At 73.1% G+C, this 17,047-nt stretch carries 13 protein-coding genes; 8 read left to right on the top strand and 5 right to left on the bottom strand.

Annotated elements, in window-relative coordinates:
- Positions 1 to 258: 258 nt before the first annotated feature.
- Together ACIBK1_RS31365 and ACIBK1_RS31370 are read right to left on the bottom strand one after the other, a co-directional pair.
- Positions 259 to 918: a dihydrofolate reductase family protein gene (locus ACIBK1_RS31365; protein ID WP_030506577.1), complete on the bottom strand. Its 660-nt coding sequence runs from the start codon at positions 916 to 918 to the stop codon at positions 259 to 261.
- Positions 919 to 977: 59 nt separating this feature from the next.
- A complete protein-coding gene (locus ACIBK1_RS31370; RefSeq protein WP_357328387.1) occupies positions 978 to 1,706 on the bottom strand; it encodes a helix-turn-helix domain-containing protein in 729 nt (242 codons plus the stop codon).
- Between the two features lie 268 nt (positions 1,707 to 1,974).
- Here ACIBK1_RS31370 and ACIBK1_RS31375 point away from each other — a divergent pair, with 268 nt between their 5' ends.
- Together ACIBK1_RS31375 and ACIBK1_RS31380 are read left to right on the top strand one after the other, a co-directional pair.
- Positions 1,975 to 2,388, top strand: a complete 414-nt coding sequence (locus ACIBK1_RS31375; RefSeq protein ID WP_030506575.1) for a PH domain-containing protein — start codon at positions 1,975 to 1,977, stop codon at positions 2,386 to 2,388.
- A 67-nt stretch (positions 2,389 to 2,455) separates the two neighbouring features.
- Entirely contained in the window at positions 2,456 to 2,872 is a 417-nt protein-coding gene (locus ACIBK1_RS31380; protein WP_051761391.1) for a DUF3592 domain-containing protein, read from the top strand.
- 53 nt (positions 2,873 to 2,925) lie between these two features.
- On the opposite strand, the gene ACIBK1_RS31395 is transcribed toward ACIBK1_RS31380, so the two are convergent.
- Positions 2,926 to 5,229 carry a glycoside hydrolase family 3 N-terminal domain-containing protein gene (locus ACIBK1_RS31395; RefSeq protein ID WP_449566891.1) on the bottom strand — a complete coding sequence of 768 codons (2,304 nt, stop codon included), beginning with the start codon at positions 5,227 to 5,229 and terminating at the stop codon, positions 2,926 to 2,928.
- 193 nt (positions 5,230 to 5,422) lie between these two features.
- On the opposite strand from ACIBK1_RS31395, the gene ACIBK1_RS31400 reads away from it, so the two are divergent.
- Positions 5,423 to 6,130, top strand: coding sequence for an MBL fold metallo-hydrolase (locus ACIBK1_RS31400; protein WP_396739313.1), 708 nt, complete (start codon positions 5,423 to 5,425; stop codon positions 6,128 to 6,130).
- On the opposite strand, the gene ACIBK1_RS31405 is transcribed toward ACIBK1_RS31400, so the two are convergent.
- Entirely contained in the window at positions 6,120 to 6,413 is a 294-nt protein-coding gene (locus ACIBK1_RS31405) for a putative quinol monooxygenase (protein ID WP_051761390.1), read from the bottom strand. The genes ACIBK1_RS31400 and ACIBK1_RS31405 overlap by 11 nt on opposite strands.
- A 175-nt stretch (positions 6,414 to 6,588) precedes the next feature.
- On the opposite strand from ACIBK1_RS31405, the gene ACIBK1_RS31410 reads away from it, so the two are divergent.
- The 4 genes from ACIBK1_RS31410 to ACIBK1_RS31425 all read left to right on the top strand — a co-directional run bounded on the left by ACIBK1_RS31410 (position 6,589) and on the right by ACIBK1_RS31425 (position 14,759).
- Entirely contained in the window at positions 6,589 to 10,944 is a 4,356-nt protein-coding gene (locus tag ACIBK1_RS31410) for a glycoside hydrolase family 38 N-terminal domain-containing protein (RefSeq protein WP_396739315.1), read from the top strand.
- A 112-nt stretch (positions 10,945 to 11,056) separates the two neighbouring features.
- Positions 11,057 to 11,929, top strand: a complete 873-nt coding sequence (locus tag ACIBK1_RS31415; RefSeq protein ID WP_396739317.1) for a peptidylprolyl isomerase — start codon at positions 11,057 to 11,059, stop codon at positions 11,927 to 11,929.
- Between the two features lie 61 nt (positions 11,930 to 11,990).
- Positions 11,991 to 13,514 carry a wax ester/triacylglycerol synthase family O-acyltransferase gene (locus ACIBK1_RS31420; RefSeq protein ID WP_396739319.1) on the top strand — a complete coding sequence of 508 codons (1,524 nt, stop codon included), beginning with the start codon at positions 11,991 to 11,993 and terminating at the stop codon, positions 13,512 to 13,514.
- 48 nt (positions 13,515 to 13,562) lie between these two features.
- Positions 13,563 to 14,759 carry an FAD-dependent oxidoreductase gene (locus ACIBK1_RS31425; protein ID WP_363421275.1) on the top strand — a complete coding sequence of 399 codons (1,197 nt, stop codon included), beginning with the start codon at positions 13,563 to 13,565 and terminating at the stop codon, positions 14,757 to 14,759.
- Here the strand turns inward: ACIBK1_RS31425 and ACIBK1_RS31430 are convergent.
- Entirely contained in the window at positions 14,723 to 16,081 is a 1,359-nt protein-coding gene (locus tag ACIBK1_RS31430) for a serine/threonine-protein kinase (RefSeq protein ID WP_396739322.1), read from the bottom strand. The two genes, ACIBK1_RS31425 and ACIBK1_RS31430, sit on opposite strands and share 37 nt — an antisense overlap.
- 157 nt (positions 16,082 to 16,238) lie before the next feature.
- On the opposite strand from ACIBK1_RS31430, the gene ACIBK1_RS31435 reads away from it, so the two are divergent.
- On the top strand, positions 16,239 to 16,883 hold the full coding sequence (locus tag ACIBK1_RS31435; protein ID WP_396739324.1) for a TetR family transcriptional regulator: 645 nt from the start codon (positions 16,239 to 16,241) through the stop codon (positions 16,881 to 16,883).
- The last annotated feature ends 164 nt before the right edge of the window (positions 16,884 to 17,047 follow it).

Consider the following 17,047-nt stretch of genomic DNA (forward strand, 5'->3'; position numbering starts at 1 on the left):
CCCGTACTCCGCGGGCAGGTCCCGCCGGGGCTGCTCGTGCGGAAGTGTCACAACACCCCGTTCTACTGCCCCCCAGGTCCGGGATCGGGCCTCGCTCGCCCAGCGGACGCCATGCCGAACGGCACGGGCGCGGGGGTGGTCCAGGACTCTCGCCGACGCCGGATAAGGACAGCTCTCCCCGATCCGACCCACCGGGGCCCCGCCGTACGGCGGGGCCCCTTCGCCCTGGCCGGCGATCAAGCCGGTCGGACACCGGTGTCAGCCGAGGACCGTCGCCGAGCGCCCCTCGTCCACGGTGTACGCACCCGCGGAGATCGCGCCGAGACTCGCAGGGGTGAGGGTCAGCGAGACGACGCCGCCGGGCAGTACGCGGGAGTTCTCGTCCACGGTCGTGAACGTCGCGGGCGTCGATCCGTCCGGGAACAGGCGCTTTCCCGTCCCGACGACGACCGGGTACTGGAGCAGCCGGTAGACGTCGACAAGTCCTGCCTGATGCAGCGTCTGCACCAGCTTCCAGCTTCCGTGAACCTGGAGTTCCCTACCGGGAAGCTCCTTGAGCCGGCGTACCTCGTCGACCAGTTCACCGCGCAGGACGGTCGTCGGGCTCCAGTCGGCTTCCTCGTCGGTCAGCGTCGAGCTGACGACATACTTCGGCAGCGTGTTGAGCTTGGTGGCGATCAGATCGTCCGGTTCGGTGACCTTCGGCCAATACCCGCCGAGCAGATTGAAGCTCGTGCGGCCGAAGAGGAAGGCGTCGGCCTCACGGAACCAGTTCTCGACAACCTCATTGGTGTGCGCCGAGGCGTGCGGAACGAGCCACCCGCCGCGGTCGAAGCCGTCGGAGCGGTCCTCGTCGGGGGCTCCTGGCCCCTGCATGACGCCGTCGAGACTGATGAAGGTGTTGACGCTGAGCAGCACGATTCTCCCCCGGAAATCGGGTCGCGGACAGCCGGCCAGGGCTGACCGGCAGGCAGACGCTAGCTTCCGGGCCCAGGGTGGGTCTTGTACAGGAACGACATCGAGGCTTGGTCGCCCTCCCGCAGTTCGCGCGCGGTGCGCCCTACGTAGCGACGTAGCGAACGTGCGAGGTGGGCCTGGTCGAAGTAGCCGAGCGCCTCGACGACCGCGCGCCAGTCGTGGCCGTCGCGCAGCATCGTGGCCGCGGCGTTCGCGCGGTCGATCTGCGTCACGGCGGTCTGCGACAGTCCGGTGACCGCACGGTATCGACGCTGAAGGGTACGCAGAGTCGGGCCGGCCTTGGCATGCCCGGCGACGTGCTCCTCGTCCCGGAGGCGCGACCGCACCAGCAGACCCGCGTCCAGCAGTCGCCGGATGAAGCATTCGACGTTCTCGTACGTCGGCGCCTCCCAGTCCTCACCGCCGATGACGACTCTGCCCGAGTCCGTCACTGGGAACGGCACGTACCCATTGATGATCGAGACTGCCGGATGCGGCCGAAGAACCGCACCGAGTGTGAATCGGACCCCGAGGAACTCGGTGTACGGCGGGACCGGTGCGGTGGTCGCCCTCGTCTCCGGCCCGCGCAGGCTGGCGAGCAGGCATTCCTGCGTCCGTGAAAGGATCAGCTGCCAGCAGGTACGCGCTGCGGACGTCATCGTGTCATCGGCGCCGCTGCGGGTGCGCCACACGCGGTCGACGATGCTCACGTCGATCTCGGTGTCGCGATGCTCGAACCGCAGGGCCATGGTCTTCTCAGCCTCAGAATCTGCTCAGGGTGCCGCTCAAGGATAAAGACCCTCGTCAGAGATCTGAATCGAGGGCCCTTTGAGGATCGACCGGGCCCACGGCACTTGCGGTGGGCGGCAAGGTGGATCTTGCCGGCGGGACGACACGAGACGGGACGAGACGCCACGGGGAACGGCGGCGGCGCCCGTGCGGCCAGGCCGCCGCCGCCCGGCGTGGGGGGCCGGGAAAGAAGCCGCGAGAGGTCCTCGCATTCGTTACGCTGCCCCGATGGCGGGAGTTGAGGAGTCGCGGCACGAATGGCGGGTGCCGCGCGGGATCGTTGCGCTGAAGGGCGCCGGCATGGTGCTGTGCGGTGTGCTGGCGATCGCCGGCGACGGCGCGCAGTTCTTCCTCGCGGGCGTGGCGACCCTGGGCTTCGGCCTGCTGACCGGGCGCGACCTGGTCGCGCCGGTGCGGCTCGCGGCGGGGGAGGACGGCCTGGTCGTCACCGGGCTGTCCGGCCGGGAACGCATCTCCTGGAACGACGTGGACCGCATCCGGGTGGACTCCCACCGCCGCTACGGACTGACGACCGAGCTGCTGGAGATCGACGCCGGCGAGCAGATCCACTTGTTCAGCCGTTTCGACCTCGGCGAGCCGGTCGTCGACGTGGCCGAGACGCTCATGCGGATGCGCCCCTGACCGTACGCGCATCGCGGTTCGGGAACGATGCAAGCCGGTCGCAAGCGCCGGGCCCTAAGGTCCGATCGTGTCACAAACCGCTCTCATCACACTGATCCTCTCCGGTATCGGGCTTGTCTTCGGCCTCATCGGCGGCGGGATCACCATGAACGCCCGGGAGTTCCGCCGCCGGGCGCAGCGCGCCCGCGGCCTGGTCGTCGGACTGCGGGCGAGCCGGTCCGACGACGGGACCTCGTACTACCCGACCATTCGTTTCACCACCGTCTACGGCCAGCAGGTCGAGGCCGAGACCACCTTCGGGAGCAACCCGCCGCCCGCACGGCCGGGTGAGGAGGTCACGGTGCTGTACGACCCGGCCAGGCCCACCCGGATCCGCATCGACAGCGCGGCGGGGCGCGGCACGCTCCTCGGCGGCATCTTCCTCGCGGTCGGCATCATCCTGTTCACCGCGGGGGCGGGGGTGGCGCTGGCCCAGACGTTCTGAGCCCGCACACTCCGAGCACGGACGCTCTGTCCCCGCCCCCTCCGGCGCATGAATCATCCGGTCGCGCAGGCCGTCCCGTTCAGGGTGAAGGCGGTGGGGGCGGGGTTGGCGCCGCTGTAGGACCCCTGGAAGCCGAAGCTCGCCGTGCCGCCATTCGCGCCGATGGTTCCGTTCCAGGCGGCGTTGGACGCGGTGACCTGCCGGCCCGACTGCGTGATCGTGGAGTTCCAGTAGCCGGTGACCGTCTGGTTGCCGGCGTAGGTCCACTGGAGCCGCCAGCCGTTGACCGGGCTCGACGACCTGTTGGTGATCGTCACGTCCGCGGTGAACCCGCTGCCCCAGTCGTTCACCTTGTACGTCACCACGCAGCCGCCGGTCGGCGCCGACGGGCTGGCGCTGGGAGAAGGGCTGGGCGACGGAGACGGCGAGGGGGACGGGGACGAGAACGGAGACGCCGAGGGCGACGGAGACGGAGACGGCGAGGGGGAAGGCGACGGGGAGGGGGACGGGCTGGCGCCCGTGTAGGTCAGCCCGAAGCCGTACTCGAACAGCGCCTGCTTGCCGTCCCCGGCGTTGATCGGCTGCTGGTCGGCGCTGCGCATCCAGGTCATCGGCAGCTTCGCCGTCGGAGCGTAGTCGCCGAACAGCACGTCGGCCACGCCGCGCCCCTCGGTGCCCGGCAGCCAGGCCGCCACCAGCGCGTTCCACTGGTCGAGCTGACCGGCGATGTCCAGCGGCCGGCCGGAGACGAGCACCACCACCAGCGGCACGCCGGACGCCTTGAGCCGCTGCAGCGTGGCCAGGTCGGTCGAGTCCAGGCCCATCGATCCGGTGCGGTCGCCCTGGCCCTCCGCGTACGGCGTCTCGCCCACGACGGCGATCGCGGCGCGGTAGGAGGAGTCGATGCCGCTGCCGTCGCGGTTGTAGGTGACCTGGGCGCCCGAGCCGACGGCGTCGCGGATGCCCTGCAGGATCGTGGTGCCGGTGGTGATGTTGCCCGACGAGCCCTGCCAGCTGATCGTCCAGCCGCCGCTCTGGTTGCCGATGTCGTCGGCGCTCTTGCCCGCCACGAAGATCTTGCCGCCGCTCTTGCCGAGCGGGAGCACGTTGCCCGCGTTCTTCAGCAGCACCAGCGACTTGCGTACGGCCTCGCGGGCGATGGCGCGGTGCGCCGCGCTGCCCACGGTGGAGGTGTAGGACCGGTCGGTCAGCGGCCTCTCGAACAGTCCCAGCTCGAACTTCTTCGTCAGGATGCGCCGGTTGGCGTCGTCGATCCGCGACGTCGCGATCCGGCCCGTCTGGACCTCCGACTTCAGCAGCGAGATGAACCGCTTGTAGTCGTTCGGCACCATCACCATGTCGACGCCCGCGTTGATCGCCGTGGTGATCTCGCTCGCGGTGAAGCCGCTCTGGCCGTCGAGCTGGTCGATGCCCGCCCAGTCGGTGACCACGAAGCCCGTGAAGCCCAGCTCGCCCTTCAGCACGTCGGTGATCAGGTACTTGTTGCCGTGCATCTTCGCGCCGTTCCAGGAGCTGTAGGACACCATGACGGACCCCACGCCGCGCTGCACGGCGGCCTTGAACGGCGCGAGGTGGATCGCGCGCAGGTCGGCCTCGCTCAGCTCGGTGTTGCCCTGGTCCCTGCCGCCCGTGGTGCCGCCGTCGCCGACATAGTGCTTGGCGGTGGCGAGGATGGAGGCGTTCCCGGCCTTCTGGAAGCCGTCCACGATCGTCGTCATCTGGGTGACGAGCTGCGGGTCCTCGCTGAAGGACTCGTACGTGCGGCCCCAGCGGTCGTTGCGGGCCACGCACAGGCAGGGCGCGAAGGTCCAGTCGATTCCGGTGCCCGCCACCTCCTCGGCCGTCGCCCGCCCGACCCGCTCCACCAGGTCGGGGTCGCGGGTCGCGCCGAGCCCGATGTTGTGCGGGAAGATCGTGGCCCCGACGACGTTGTTGTGCCCGTGCACGGCGTCGATGCCGTAGATCATCGGAATGCCGAGCGAGGTGGACAGCGCCTGCCGCTGGAAGTTGTCGTACATGTCGGCCCAGGACGACGGGGTGTTCGAGGAGGGCGCGGAGCCGCCGCCGGACAGGATCGAGCCCAGCCGGTACGCCGCGACGTCCGAGATCGTCGTCAGGGCCGACCGGTCGGCCTGGGTCATCTGCCCGACCTTGTCGTCAAGCGACATCCGGGACAGCAGGTCGTTCACCCGCGTCGCCACCGGAAGGCTCGGATCCTTGTAGGGGGCGTCCGCCGCCCGCGCGGCCTCGCGACCGCCGGCGAAGACGGCGCCGAGCGCCACGGCGAGCAGCGCCACGAGCGCCGGTATCCAGACGGGTCTCAGCCGGGATGTCATCGCGTCCTCCTAGGGGGTCCCGCCGACCGTAGGAATCGCCGGGAATTCGGGTCAAACGAGGTGACTCCCGGACACTCGCCACCAGCCGTGGGCGAGGAAAGTTTCACGTTCCATGCCCGGCATCCGCCCAGAGCGGATCCGCTGCCGGCGAAGATCTCACCGATGGCCCGCGGGGCGGCCCTAACGTCGCCCCATGGATCTGGTCGAACTGCTCCCCAGCCTGTATTTCCTGCGGTTTCCCGTGGGGCACGTCTACCTGTGGCGCGACCCCGACGGGCTGACCCTGATCGACTCCGGGGTTCCCGGCTCCGCGCCGCTCATCGCGGACGCCGTCCGTACGCTCGGGCACGTGCCGTCCGACGTACGGCGCCTGGTCCTGACGCACTTCCACGAGGACCACACCGGCTCGGCGGCCGACATCGCCACCTGGGGCGACGTCACCGTGTACGCCCACCGCGACGACGCGCCCTTCGTCCGGGGCGAGGCGGACGGACCCCCGCCGATTCTGTCCGGATGGGAGCAGGAGCTGTGGGACGCGGTTCACGCGGGCATGCCGCACGTGCCCGCGCCGCCCGTGCGCGTGGACCGCGAACTGGACGACGGCGACACGCTGGACTTCGGCGGCGGGGCGCGGGTGCTGGCCGTCCCCGGTCACACTCCGGGCAGCCTGGCGCTTCACCTGCCGGAGCCGGGGGTGCTGTTCACCGGCGACACGATCGCGCGCGCCCCCGACGGGCAGGTCATCCTCGGCGTGTTCAACGCCGACCCGCCCGCGGCCGTCGCCTCGCTCGCACGGCAGGCGGCCCTCGACGTCGAGATCGCCTGTTTCGGCCACGGCGAGCCCGTCACGGAGGGCGCCTCCCGGCTCATCGGGGACACCGCGGCCCGCCTCACCGGATGAAGCCCGTCAGCTCCTCCGCGAACTCGATCTGCGGCTCGGCGACGAGCAGCTCCCCGAACCGGGCCACAAGACCCGAGACGTACGGCGTGGCGAAGTGGGCCTCGCGGGCGTCGTCGTCGACGTACTTCTCGTAGATGATGAACGTGTCCGGGCCCTGCCGGTGGAGCACGAAGGCCAGGGCGCCCTCCTCGTCCCGGGTGGCGGCGGCGATGCCGCGGACGGCCGCCTCCACCTCGTTCGCGTGTTCGGGCTTGGCCCGCAGGATCGCCACACACACCGACATCGCCGGGTCCCCTCTCGGACGGGACGACTGACCGCTGATCATGGTCAGCGTACGGCAACGTCCCCGGCGGCGCGCCGCGGAAGATCACATGGGTGAGGCCGGCGCGGGCGGGGGATGTCTCGACCGTCCCCCATCCCCCAGCGGCCGCCGTGGGGAGCCGCAGTTAGGGGTGCGCATGCGCGTCATCGCCGTCGAGTCCACCGAACTGTTCGTCCGCCCGGCCGCCGGCCGGGACGACCCGCGTCAGGTGGTCCGGGTCGTCCTCGACGAGGTGCCGGACGGCGCGTCCCCGGTGGTGGAGGTCACCGGCCCCGGGGTGCGGGGCGAGCACGCGGCGGACGGACGGCCCCCCGGCATGGCGCCGGTGGGGGCCGAGATGCCGATGGCTGTCGAAGTGCCCCTGGTGATCGAAGTGCCCGTGGAGGCGGCCGCGCCCGCCGCGGCCCCGGGCGCGCGCGTCCCGATCAGCGTGCGGGCCGCCGCGGGCCGGGAGCGGTGCACGGCCGAGGGCGAACTGCTCGTGGCCGAGCCGGGGTGGACGGTCTGGATGATCCCCCACTTTCACTACGACCCGGTCTGGTGGAACACCCAGGCGGCCTACACCGCCACCTGGGACCGGGCGGGCGGCCTGGCGCAGGCGAACCGGCAGGAGTTCCAGTACGCGGGGTTCGATCTCGTCCGGCTCCACCTGGACACCGCCAGGAGGGAGCCCGGCTACGCGTTCGTGCTCGCGGAGGTCGACTACCTGAAGCCGTACTGGAACGCCCACCCCGAGGATCGGGCGTACCTGCGCCGCCTGCTCGCGGAGGGCCGGGTGGAGATCATGGGCGGCACGTACAACGAGCCGAACACCAACCTGACCGGGCCCGAGGCGACGATCCGCAACATGGTGCACGGGATCGGCTTCCAGCGCGACGTGCTCGGCGGCGATCCGGCGACGGCCTGGCAGCTCGACGCGTTCGGGCACGATCCGCAGTTTCCCGGGCTGGCCGCCGAGGCGGGGCTGACCTCCAGCTCGTGGGCGCGCGGGCCCTACCACCAGTGGGGCCCGATGCTCGCCCGCGGGGGCTGGGGCGACCCGTCGGCGATGCAGTTCCCCTCGGAGTTCGAGTGGGTGTCGCCGTCGGGGCGCGGGGTCGTCACCCACTACATGCCGGCCCACTACAGCGCCGGGTGGTGGATGGACTCCGCACCGACTCTGGAGCAGGCCGAGGCCGCAGTCTACGAACTGTTCACGCTGCTCAAGAAGGTCGCCGCGACCCGCAACGTGCTGCTGCCTGTCGGCACCGACTACACCCCGCCCAACAAGTGGGTCATGGAGATCCAGCGCGACTGGAACCGGCGCTACGTCTCGCCCCGGTTCGTCTGCGGGCTGCCGAGGGAGTTCTTCGCCGCCGTCCGGGACGAGGGCGTCCGCCTGACGCCGCAGACGCGGGACATGAACCCGATCTACACCGGCAAGGACGTGTCGTACATCGACACCAAGCAGGCGCAACGGCACGCCGAGACGCGGCTCGCCGACGCGGAGAAGTTCGCCGCGATCGCCGCCGCGACCCTCGGCGCGCCCTACCCGCATGCCGCCCTCGACAAGGCCTGGCGCCAGATCGCCTACGGCGCGCACCACGACGGCATCACCGGGTCGGAGTCCGACCAGGTCTACCTCGACCTGATGACGGGCTGGCGGGAGGCCTACGACCTGGGCGGGCGGGTCCTCGACGCGTCGCTGCGCCGCCTCGGCGAGGGGCTGACCGGCGTCGCCGTCTGGAACCCCTCCTCCTGGCCCAGGACCGACCTCGTCCGCGTGCGGCTGACGCTGCCCGAGCCGGGCGCGTACGGCGTCGCGCTCGACCCGCCCGAGCGCGGTCTGCTGCTGGAGCATCCCGAGCGGCACCCCGACGGCAGCCTCGCGGCCGTGGACGCGGTCTTCGTCGCCGACGACGTGCCCGCGCTCGGATACCGCACGTTCCGGCTGGTGCCCACCACCGAGCCCGCCCCGATCGGCTGGGCCGTACGCGAGGGCACCCGGATCGCGAACGCCACGCACGCGGTGGAAGTCGACCCCGAGCGCGGCGGAGCGGTGTCGAGCCTCACCGTCGAGGGCCGCGAGCTGCTGCAGCAGGACCGGGTGGGCAACGAACTGCTCGTCTACGACGAGCACCCGGCGCACCCCCGATTCGGCGAGGGCCCCTGGCACCTGGTGCCGGACGGCGGGGTGAGCGGCTCGGCCGCGGCCCCCGCGGAGGTCGCCGTCGCCGAGTGCCCGGCCGGCCGGCGGATCGTCGTCGGCGGCCGGGTCGGCCCGGTCGTCTACACCCAGGAGATCACGCTCTGGAACGGGCTGCCCCGGGTGGACCTGACCACCCACGTGGACGAGTTCCACGGCTCCGACGTGCTGCTCCGGCTGCGCTGGCCGGTGCGGGCGCCGGGGGCGCTGCCGGTCAGCGAGGTCGCCGGCGCCGTCGTCGGCCGCGGGTTCGGCCTGATCGACGTGGACTCGGCGGAGCACCCGTGGACGCTGGACAACCCCGCGCACAACTGGTTCGCGCTGTCGTCCACGGCCCGCGTCGTGCTGCGCTCGCCCGCCGGACGTCCCCTCGGCGCGCGGGCCGTCGGCGTCGCCGAGATCATCGCGCCGGAGGACGCGGACGCGGGCGAGCTGAGAGACCTCGCCGTCGCCCTCGTACGGCAGGGTGTGACCTCGACGTGCTCCGCCGGGCCCGGCCCCCGGTACGGCAACCTCGCCGTGGACTCCAACCTGCCCGATGTGCGCATCGCGGTCGGCACGCCCGAGGAGAACCCGTTCGTCGCGGCGCTGCTGGACGACGCGGAGGCCGCGGAGCTGCGCGCGCGTCTCGGCGCCGAGGGCCGGGCCCGCCTGTGGGTGCCCGCCGACGAGCCGCTGGAGAAGGTCTGGGTGCCGGGCGCGGACCTCACCGGCCTCCGCGACCTTCCGGTGCTGGTGGTCTGCGGCGATGGCGCGGTCGGGGAACTGGTCGCCGACCTCGCCGACGCAGCCGTGGAGGTGGTGACGGACGCCGAGCCGGCCGACGCGGTTCTCGACGACTACACGATCGGGCTGGTGAACCGCGGCATCCCGGGCTTCGCGGTCGATCCGTCGGGGGCGTTGCACGTGTCGCTGATGCGGTCGTGCACGGGCTGGCCGTCCGGCGTGTGGATCGACCCGCCGCGCCGCACCGCGCCCGACGGCTCCGGCTTCCAGCTCCAGCACTGGACCCACACGTTCGAGTGCTCCCTGGTGGCCGCCCCGGGCGACTGGCGCGCGGCCGACCTCGTACGGCTCGGCCACGACGTCAACCATCCGCTGGCGGCGACCGTGGGCCGGGACGGTCCGGCGGGCGAGTCGCGGTCGTTCCTGGAGACCGGGCCCGGCCTGGTCCTCACCGCGCTCAAGGCGGCGGGCAACCCGATCGCCTCGGGCCGGACGCCCGGTCCGGTGACCGCGCTGACCGCTCGGGTGTATGAGGCCGTCGGCCGGACCGTCCCGCTGTGGATCACCACGACGCTGCCCCTGGGCACGGGGTCCGGGGGAACGGCGCCGTGGCGGCGGGCCGACCTGCTGGAGAACGTCACCGGGGACGCGCCCGGCACCCTCGACGGCATGGAGATCGTCACGCTGGTCGCCCCGCTCCGTCCCGGGCCGCCCGCGGACGTGGCGGGGGAGCAGACCGGCGGCCCAGAGGCGAGGGGTCCTGGCGCCAGCGGTCCTGAGGCGAGCGGTCCTGAGGCGAGCGCCGGCGGCCGGGTGGTGGCCTGCGGGAGCGCGCCCGTGGTGCCGGAGACCGAGCCGCACCAGCCGGTCCACACGCGTTACTGGCTGAACAACACCGGGCCCGCGCCGATGGGCGACCTGCCGGTCGCCGTGCACCTGTCCCCGTCCGACCTGGACGTCGCGGGGCCGGTGGACCTCACCCTGACCGTCGCCTCCGGCCTCACGGAGGACCTGGCGGAGGGCGTGGTCACGCTCACCGCCCCCGACGGCTGGTCGGTGGCGCCCGCGGTCCGGCCGTACGTGCTGCGTCCCGGAGGCCACGCCGCCGTGCCGGTTCGGGTCACGCCGCCCGCCGGCGCCGAGACCGGCCTCCACCTGCTCACCGCGCGCATCGAGTTCGGCGGCCAGGCGTACGAGGACGTGACCCAGCTGCACGTGTTCCGGCCGGGGGAGAGCGGGCGGCGGTCACCGGGGCTGGAGGTGACGCTGGAGGGGCTCGGCCACCCCCCACACCTGCGGCTCGGGCCCGGCGGCCGGGCGGAGGTCGTGGTGCGGCTGCGGTCGGAGGCGCGGTCGCCGGTCGCCGCGCAGGCGCAGCTCGTCAGCCCGTGGCAGACGTTCGGGATGTTCCCCGAGTGGAACCGCGGGGCCGTCGTGCCGCCCGAAGGCGAGGCGGAGGTCTGCTTCCCGGTACGCGTGCCGCCGGGCGCCCGCCCCGGCCGCTGGTGGGCGCTGGTGAAGATCGCCTGCGCCGGGTGGCTGCACTACACCGACACGATCGAGGTCGAGGTGGAGCCGTGAACGGCCCGGACGTTCCCCCGGCCGGCGGCGCGCCGGCCGTTCCGCGCCGGCCGGTTCCGCGCGACGCTTCGCCGATGCACACCACCTCGCGGGGGCGCCGGGAGTGGCGCGCGTGACCGGGGGCGTCCTCCCGCCGGAGGACGCCGTCGCAGGCGACGGCGCGATCGCGGCGGTGGTGGGGGAGAGGGTCGTCACGGTCGCCGAGGTGGACCGGCGGCTGCGCCTGATGCGCGGCGGCCCGCTCGCGGCCCGGCTGCCGCACCCGGATTCGGCCGAGGGCCGCAACCTGCGCCGCTGGCTGGTGCAGGTCATGGTGGCCGAGGCGCTGGCCGAGCAGGAGGCGGCCCGTCTGGGCCTGGCGTCCGAGCATCCCGGCCCGCCCGGGCCCCTCCCAGCGCCGGAGCCCCGCCCTGTGCCCGAGCTCCTTTCAGCACCCGGGCCCTGCCCGCAGTCCGAGGGGGCGGCCGTCGTGCCCGGGGCCGTGCTCACCCTGGCGGGCGCGCTGCGCACCGGAGGAGTCGCGGCGGCGGTGCTGGCGGCGTCACCGGCGGCGCGAGCGGTGTGCCAGGTGCTCGCCGCCGGCCGCGAGCCGGCCGAAGACGAGGTGCGCGACTACTACCGGCGCAACCTCGACCGTTTCACGACGCCGGAGACGCGGTGGGTCCGTCCGTTCGGGCCGGTCCGGCGCGGGGAGATCACCGGGCCGATCGAGGACGCGGTCTTCGCCGCCCGCCAGGGGGAGACGGTCGGGCCCGTGGAGGGCCCCGGCGGCCCCTGGACCCTGGTGGTCGAGCGGATCGAGGCGGCGCGGCGGGAGCCGTACGCGGCTGTGCGGGAGCGGATCCGCGCGGAGCTGGCGAAGGAGAACGGGGAGCGGGCATTCGCCCGCTGGCTCGACGCGCGGCACGCCGGCTCGGTGGTGCTCGCGCCGGGGCACGAGCATCCGGCCGACCCGGCCCAGCCCGACGCCGACCACCGGCACTGACCTGCGAAACACCCGGTTCCCCGGAGGTCCGACCCCGGCGTTTCGGGGCACGTGAGTAGGCATGGCACAGCAAGTCAGCGCCTTCGACGCGCAGTTCCTGAACTTCGAGACGGCCACCAACCTCGCGCACATCGCGGCGCTCACGATCCTCGACCCCTCCGGCAGGCCCGGCGGCGCGCTGACCCGCGAGGACCTGATCGCGCTGCTCAAACGCCGGCTCCATCTCGCGCCGCCGCTGCGCAGACGGCTGGTCGAGGTGCCCCTCGGGCTCGACCACCCCTACTGGGCCGAGGACCGCGAGGTCGACTTCGACTATCACGTACGGGAGCTGGCGCTGCCTCCCCCCGGCGACGACCACAAGCTCGCCGTGCAGGTCGCCCGGCTGCACGGGGCCCGGCTCGACCGGGGCCGGCCGCTGTGGGAGATGTACCTGATCCACGGCCTGGCCGGGGGCCGGGTGGGGATCTACACGAAGGTCCACCACGCCGCCGTCGACGGTGTCACCGGGGCCGAGGTGCTGGCCGCCGTGATGGACTTCGAGCCCGAGCCGGCCGCCGTTCCCGCCCCGGAGGCCGCGCCCGAGCCGCAGCCGGCCCCCGACGCGATCGAAATGGTGATCAGGGGCATCGCGCGGGTGCTGGACAACCCGTTCGCCCTGCTGCGCTTCATCGCCGAGGCGACGCCGCGGCTCGATGAGGTGCCGTTCGTGGCCCAGCTCCCGGGGGTGGGGCTGGTCTCGCGGTTCGTCCGCGGCATCGGCGGCCGGGACGCCGAGCCCCTGCCCGAGCTGCCCCGCATGGTGGTGCCGCGCACGCCGTTCTCCGGGCCGATCTCCCGGCACCGCCGGTTCGCCTTCGGTCAGCTGCCCCTCGACGAGGTCAAACGGATCAAGAACGCCTTCGGCGTCACCGTGAACGACGTCGTCATGGCGATGTGCGCCACGGCGCTGCGGCGCTGGCTGGCCAAGCGCGACGAGCTGCCCCGGCAGCCGCTCGTCGCCGGGATCCCGGTCTCCACCCGGGGGCAGGCCGCCAACGGCACGGTCGCCAACGAGGTCCTGCTGACCATGACGAGCCTGCCGACGGACGTGGCCGACCCGAGCGAACGGCTGCTGTTGGTGAACCGGTCGATGGGCCTGCTCAAGGAACGGCTGGCCGCGGCCCCGGCGGCCTGGCTCCTGGAGTTCAGCCAGGCGATGCCGGCCGCGCTGAGCGCGCTGGCGGCCAGGTCAGCCTTCCGGATCGCCTCGCGTACGGGTTCCGCGATGAACCTCATGATCTCCAACGTGCCGGGGCCCCAGACGCCGCTCTACGTGGGCGGGGCGCGGGTCGCCGCGCTCTACCCGATGTCGGTGATCACGGACGTCAGCGGGGGGATCAACATCACGGTGTTCTCCTACGACGGCAGGCTCGACTTCGGAATCGTCACCGACCGCGACATGGTGCCCGACGTGTGGGACCTCATCGACTACCTGCGGGATTCGCTGGCCGAGTACGGCGCGCTGGCCGGCCGGGCCCGGCCCCGTACGCGCAGGGCGCGGCGGCCGGAGGAGCCGGGTCACGAGAATTTCCGGCAAAACCGTTGATCTTGTTCGTCCCGCGCCGGACAGTGGTGGGGGCGAAGGAGGACAAGGGTGACAGGGGTCAGGACGGCGCTGGTCATCGGGGGCGGAATCGCCGGCCCGGTCACGGCGCTCGCACTACGCAGGGCGGGGATCGAGGCCACGGTCCACGAGGCCTACGAAACGCCCGCCGACGGGCTCGGCGGCTGGCTGCAGGTGGCGCCGAACGGACTGGAGGCGTTGCGGATCCTCGGGGCCGCCGACTCCGTGGAGGCGAGCGGCCGGCCGATCAGGCGCACGATCATCGCGGACGGCCGGGGGAGGAAGTTCGGCGCGTACACCGGTGTGCCGGGCCTGCCGCCCGGTCGCGCTCTGCGGCGCTCGGAGCTCTATCGCCTGCTGCACGACCACGCGGCGGCGCAGGGCGTGCGAGTCGAGCACGGCAGGCGGCTCGACGGCGTCGAGGAGACGGACGACGGGGTGACCGCGCGGTTCGCCGACGGAAGCACCGCGACCGCCGACGTGCTCGTCGGCGCGGACGGCATCCGCTCCACGGTCCGCACGCTCGTCGACCCGGAGGCGCCGGGCCCGGCGTACGCGGGGCTGATCGCGTTCGCCGGCCGGGCGGATCTGACGGTGCCCGGCCCGCCGGACACCATGCACTACGTCTTCGGCAGGCGGGCCTTCCTCGGCCACTGGACCGGGCCGGACGGCCGCACCGTGTGGTTCGGCAACCTCCCGCGGCCCGAGCCGATGACCGCCGCGCAGGCGCGGGAGGTGCCCGCGGCGGAATGGCTGGAGGTGCTGCGCGAGGCGTACGCGGACGACGTGCCCGGGGGCGACCTGCTCCGGCACACCGAGGCCGCCGAGCTGTCCGCCGTGGGCGCGCTGGAGATCCTGCCCGCGGTGCCGCGGTGGCACCGCGGCCGGATGGTGCTGGCCGGCGACGCGGCGCACGCGCCCTCGCCCAGCTCCGGCCAGGGCGTCGCGCTCGCGGTGGAGAGCGCGGTTCAGCTCGCCCGCTGCCTACGTGACCTGCCGGACGTGCCCGCCGCGTTCTCCGCGTACGAGAGGCTGCGCCGGGACAGGGTGGAGAAGATCGCGGCGTCCGCGGCGAGGACGAACAGCAGGAAGGCGTCCGGCCGCCTGGCCCGGATGCTCATGAGCGTCACCGCGCCGATCGCCATGCGGACCTTCGCCACTCCGCGCAGGATGTTCGGCTGGATGCACGGCTACCGGATCGACTGGGACGAGACCGTCACGCCCTGATCGTTAGCCTGGCCGCGGTTCTCCAGCACCAGCACCGTGATCCCGGCCGTGAGCAGCAGGGCGAAGAGGGCGGCGACCACGGCGAACACGATCGACTGCCGGGACATGCCGGTGCGCGGCGGAGGCGGGGGAACCGGCCCCTGCCGGGGTCCCGGCGGCCGGTGACCGGATGGCCGGACCGCGTGTGGCCGGTGCCCGTCCGACCGGAGCCCCGGTGCCGCGTTCGGCGCCGCGTTCGGTGCGGTCACCGCACGGCGCAGGTCCTGGCCGCCCGCGGGAACGCCTCCGGCCGGGCCGGTGAGCGCGTGCCCCGGCGCGGCGGGGACGCGGGTCTCGCCGGGCCGCCGCTCCTCTGGGCGCCGTACGGACGCCGCGGCGGGCCCGGAGAGTGGTGCGGCGGGCCCGGAGGGAGACGGGGCGCTCCATCCCGGGCCGCCTGCCGGGCTTCCGGACGCGGCGGGGTGCGGGTGATCCCCGGAGGCGGAGCCGTCCGGCGCCAGGGCGGCGAGCGCGTCCCGCAGCGCGGCGGCGGTCGGGATCCGTCGGGCCGGATCGGTCTCCATGCCGTGGCGCAGGACGGCGGTGAGCGCGGCGGGCACGCCGGGAATGTCGGGCACCGGCAGCCGGTGCAGCGCCATGATGGCCGCGATGTTCACCACGCCGCTGTCCGGGAAGCGCGGCGGCCTGCCCTGGAGCAGGGCGTACAACGTGGCCGAGAGCGCGTACACGTCTCCGGCGGCCGTGGGCTCGGTGAGGTCGAAGGCCTCCGGCGGAGCGTAGGCGGGCGTGAGCGACTCGCGCGTGACCGACACCTCGCCCCGCGCCGCGCCGCTCTGTCCCGGCATCGTGGCCAGCCCGAAGTCCGACAGGGCGACCATGCCGTACGAGTTGACCAGGATGTTGGCGGGCTTGAGGTCGCGGTGGAGGACGCCCACGGCGTGGGCGGCGGCCAGCGCGTCGGCGATCTTGATGCCGATGTCGCGCACCTCGCGGGGGCCGAGCGGGCCCGCCTCGCGCAGCCGGTCGGCGAGCGACCCGTGCGGGCACAGCTCCAGCACCATGTACGGCCGTCCGTCGGGCAGCACGCCCGCGTCGTAGACGTCGGCCACGTGCGGATGGCCGGACAGGGCGCCGGCGGACGTCACCTCGCGCATGAACCTGCGCCGGTCGCGGTCGGAGACGAGCACGCGGTTGTCGACCTTGAGCGCGACCTCGCGGCCCACCGCGAGCTGCCTGGCCCGGTAGACGACCCCGAAGCCGCCCTGGCCCAGGATTCCGAGCACCTCGTAGCCCGGCACCAGCGGCCCGCCCGCCTCGCCCACCTCACACCTCCAGAGGACCCGGCGGAACCGTTCAGCGGCGGATCCCTGACCGGAGAATCCGGACCGGAAAACCCGCGTCCGGCACATTACCGGAGTGATCGCCCATAGGGCCCGGTCTTGATCCAGGCGACGCGGAATCGGCACCTATGCTGTGCTCATGACGGGGCTCACAACGGGCGGCGCCACGACGGGAGGCACTGCGACAGGCGGCACTGCGACGGGCGGCACTGGGACGAGCGGCCGGAGCCCGGAGCGGCGCAGAGACCTGCTCGACGCGGCCGACCGGGTGATCCGCAGAGAGGGCCCGCAGGCGTCCATGGCCGCGATCGCGGCGGAGGCGGGGATCACCAAGCCGATCCTCTACCGTCACTTCGGCGACAAGAGCGGCCTTTACCAGGCGCTCGCCGAGCGCCACACGCGCGTCGTGATCGACCTGCTGCGCCCGGAGTTCGCCAGGGCCATGTCCGACCCCCGGGCCCGCGCCCGGGGCGCCATAGAGGCGTACCTGGAGACCATCTCGGCCAACCCCAACCTCTACCGCTTCCTGTTCCACCGGGCCAGCGCCGAGGACTGCCGCACCCGCACGCAGATGGCCGCCATCGTGCGCAGCGTCGGCGAGGAGCTGGGCGCGGCGCTCGCGGAGGAGGGCGTCGCGGACCCGGTACGCGCCCGGGTGCTCGGCCACGCGTTCGTCGGCATGGTGCAGGCGATCGGCGACTGGTGGCTGGAGAACCCCGGGCTCGACCGCGACACGGTGGTGGACAGCCTCGCCGACGTGATCGCCGGGGCGCTCCGGCCCTGACGACGCCTGCTCTCGTCGTCCCCAATCGGCTCAGATAACGCCCAAATCCCTTTAAGGGCCCCCTCGTGGCCTTCGTAGCGCATGCCCGCGAAACATCGATGTCACCCGGTCAGGGTAATTTAGTTGCGCTAACTAACTGTCCGTCCGTAGCGCGCTGCGCGGAA

It is taken from the genome of Microbispora rosea (assembly GCF_044460045.1).
GTDB classification, from domain to species: Bacteria; Actinomycetota; Actinomycetes; order Streptosporangiales; family Streptosporangiaceae; genus Microbispora; species Microbispora rosea.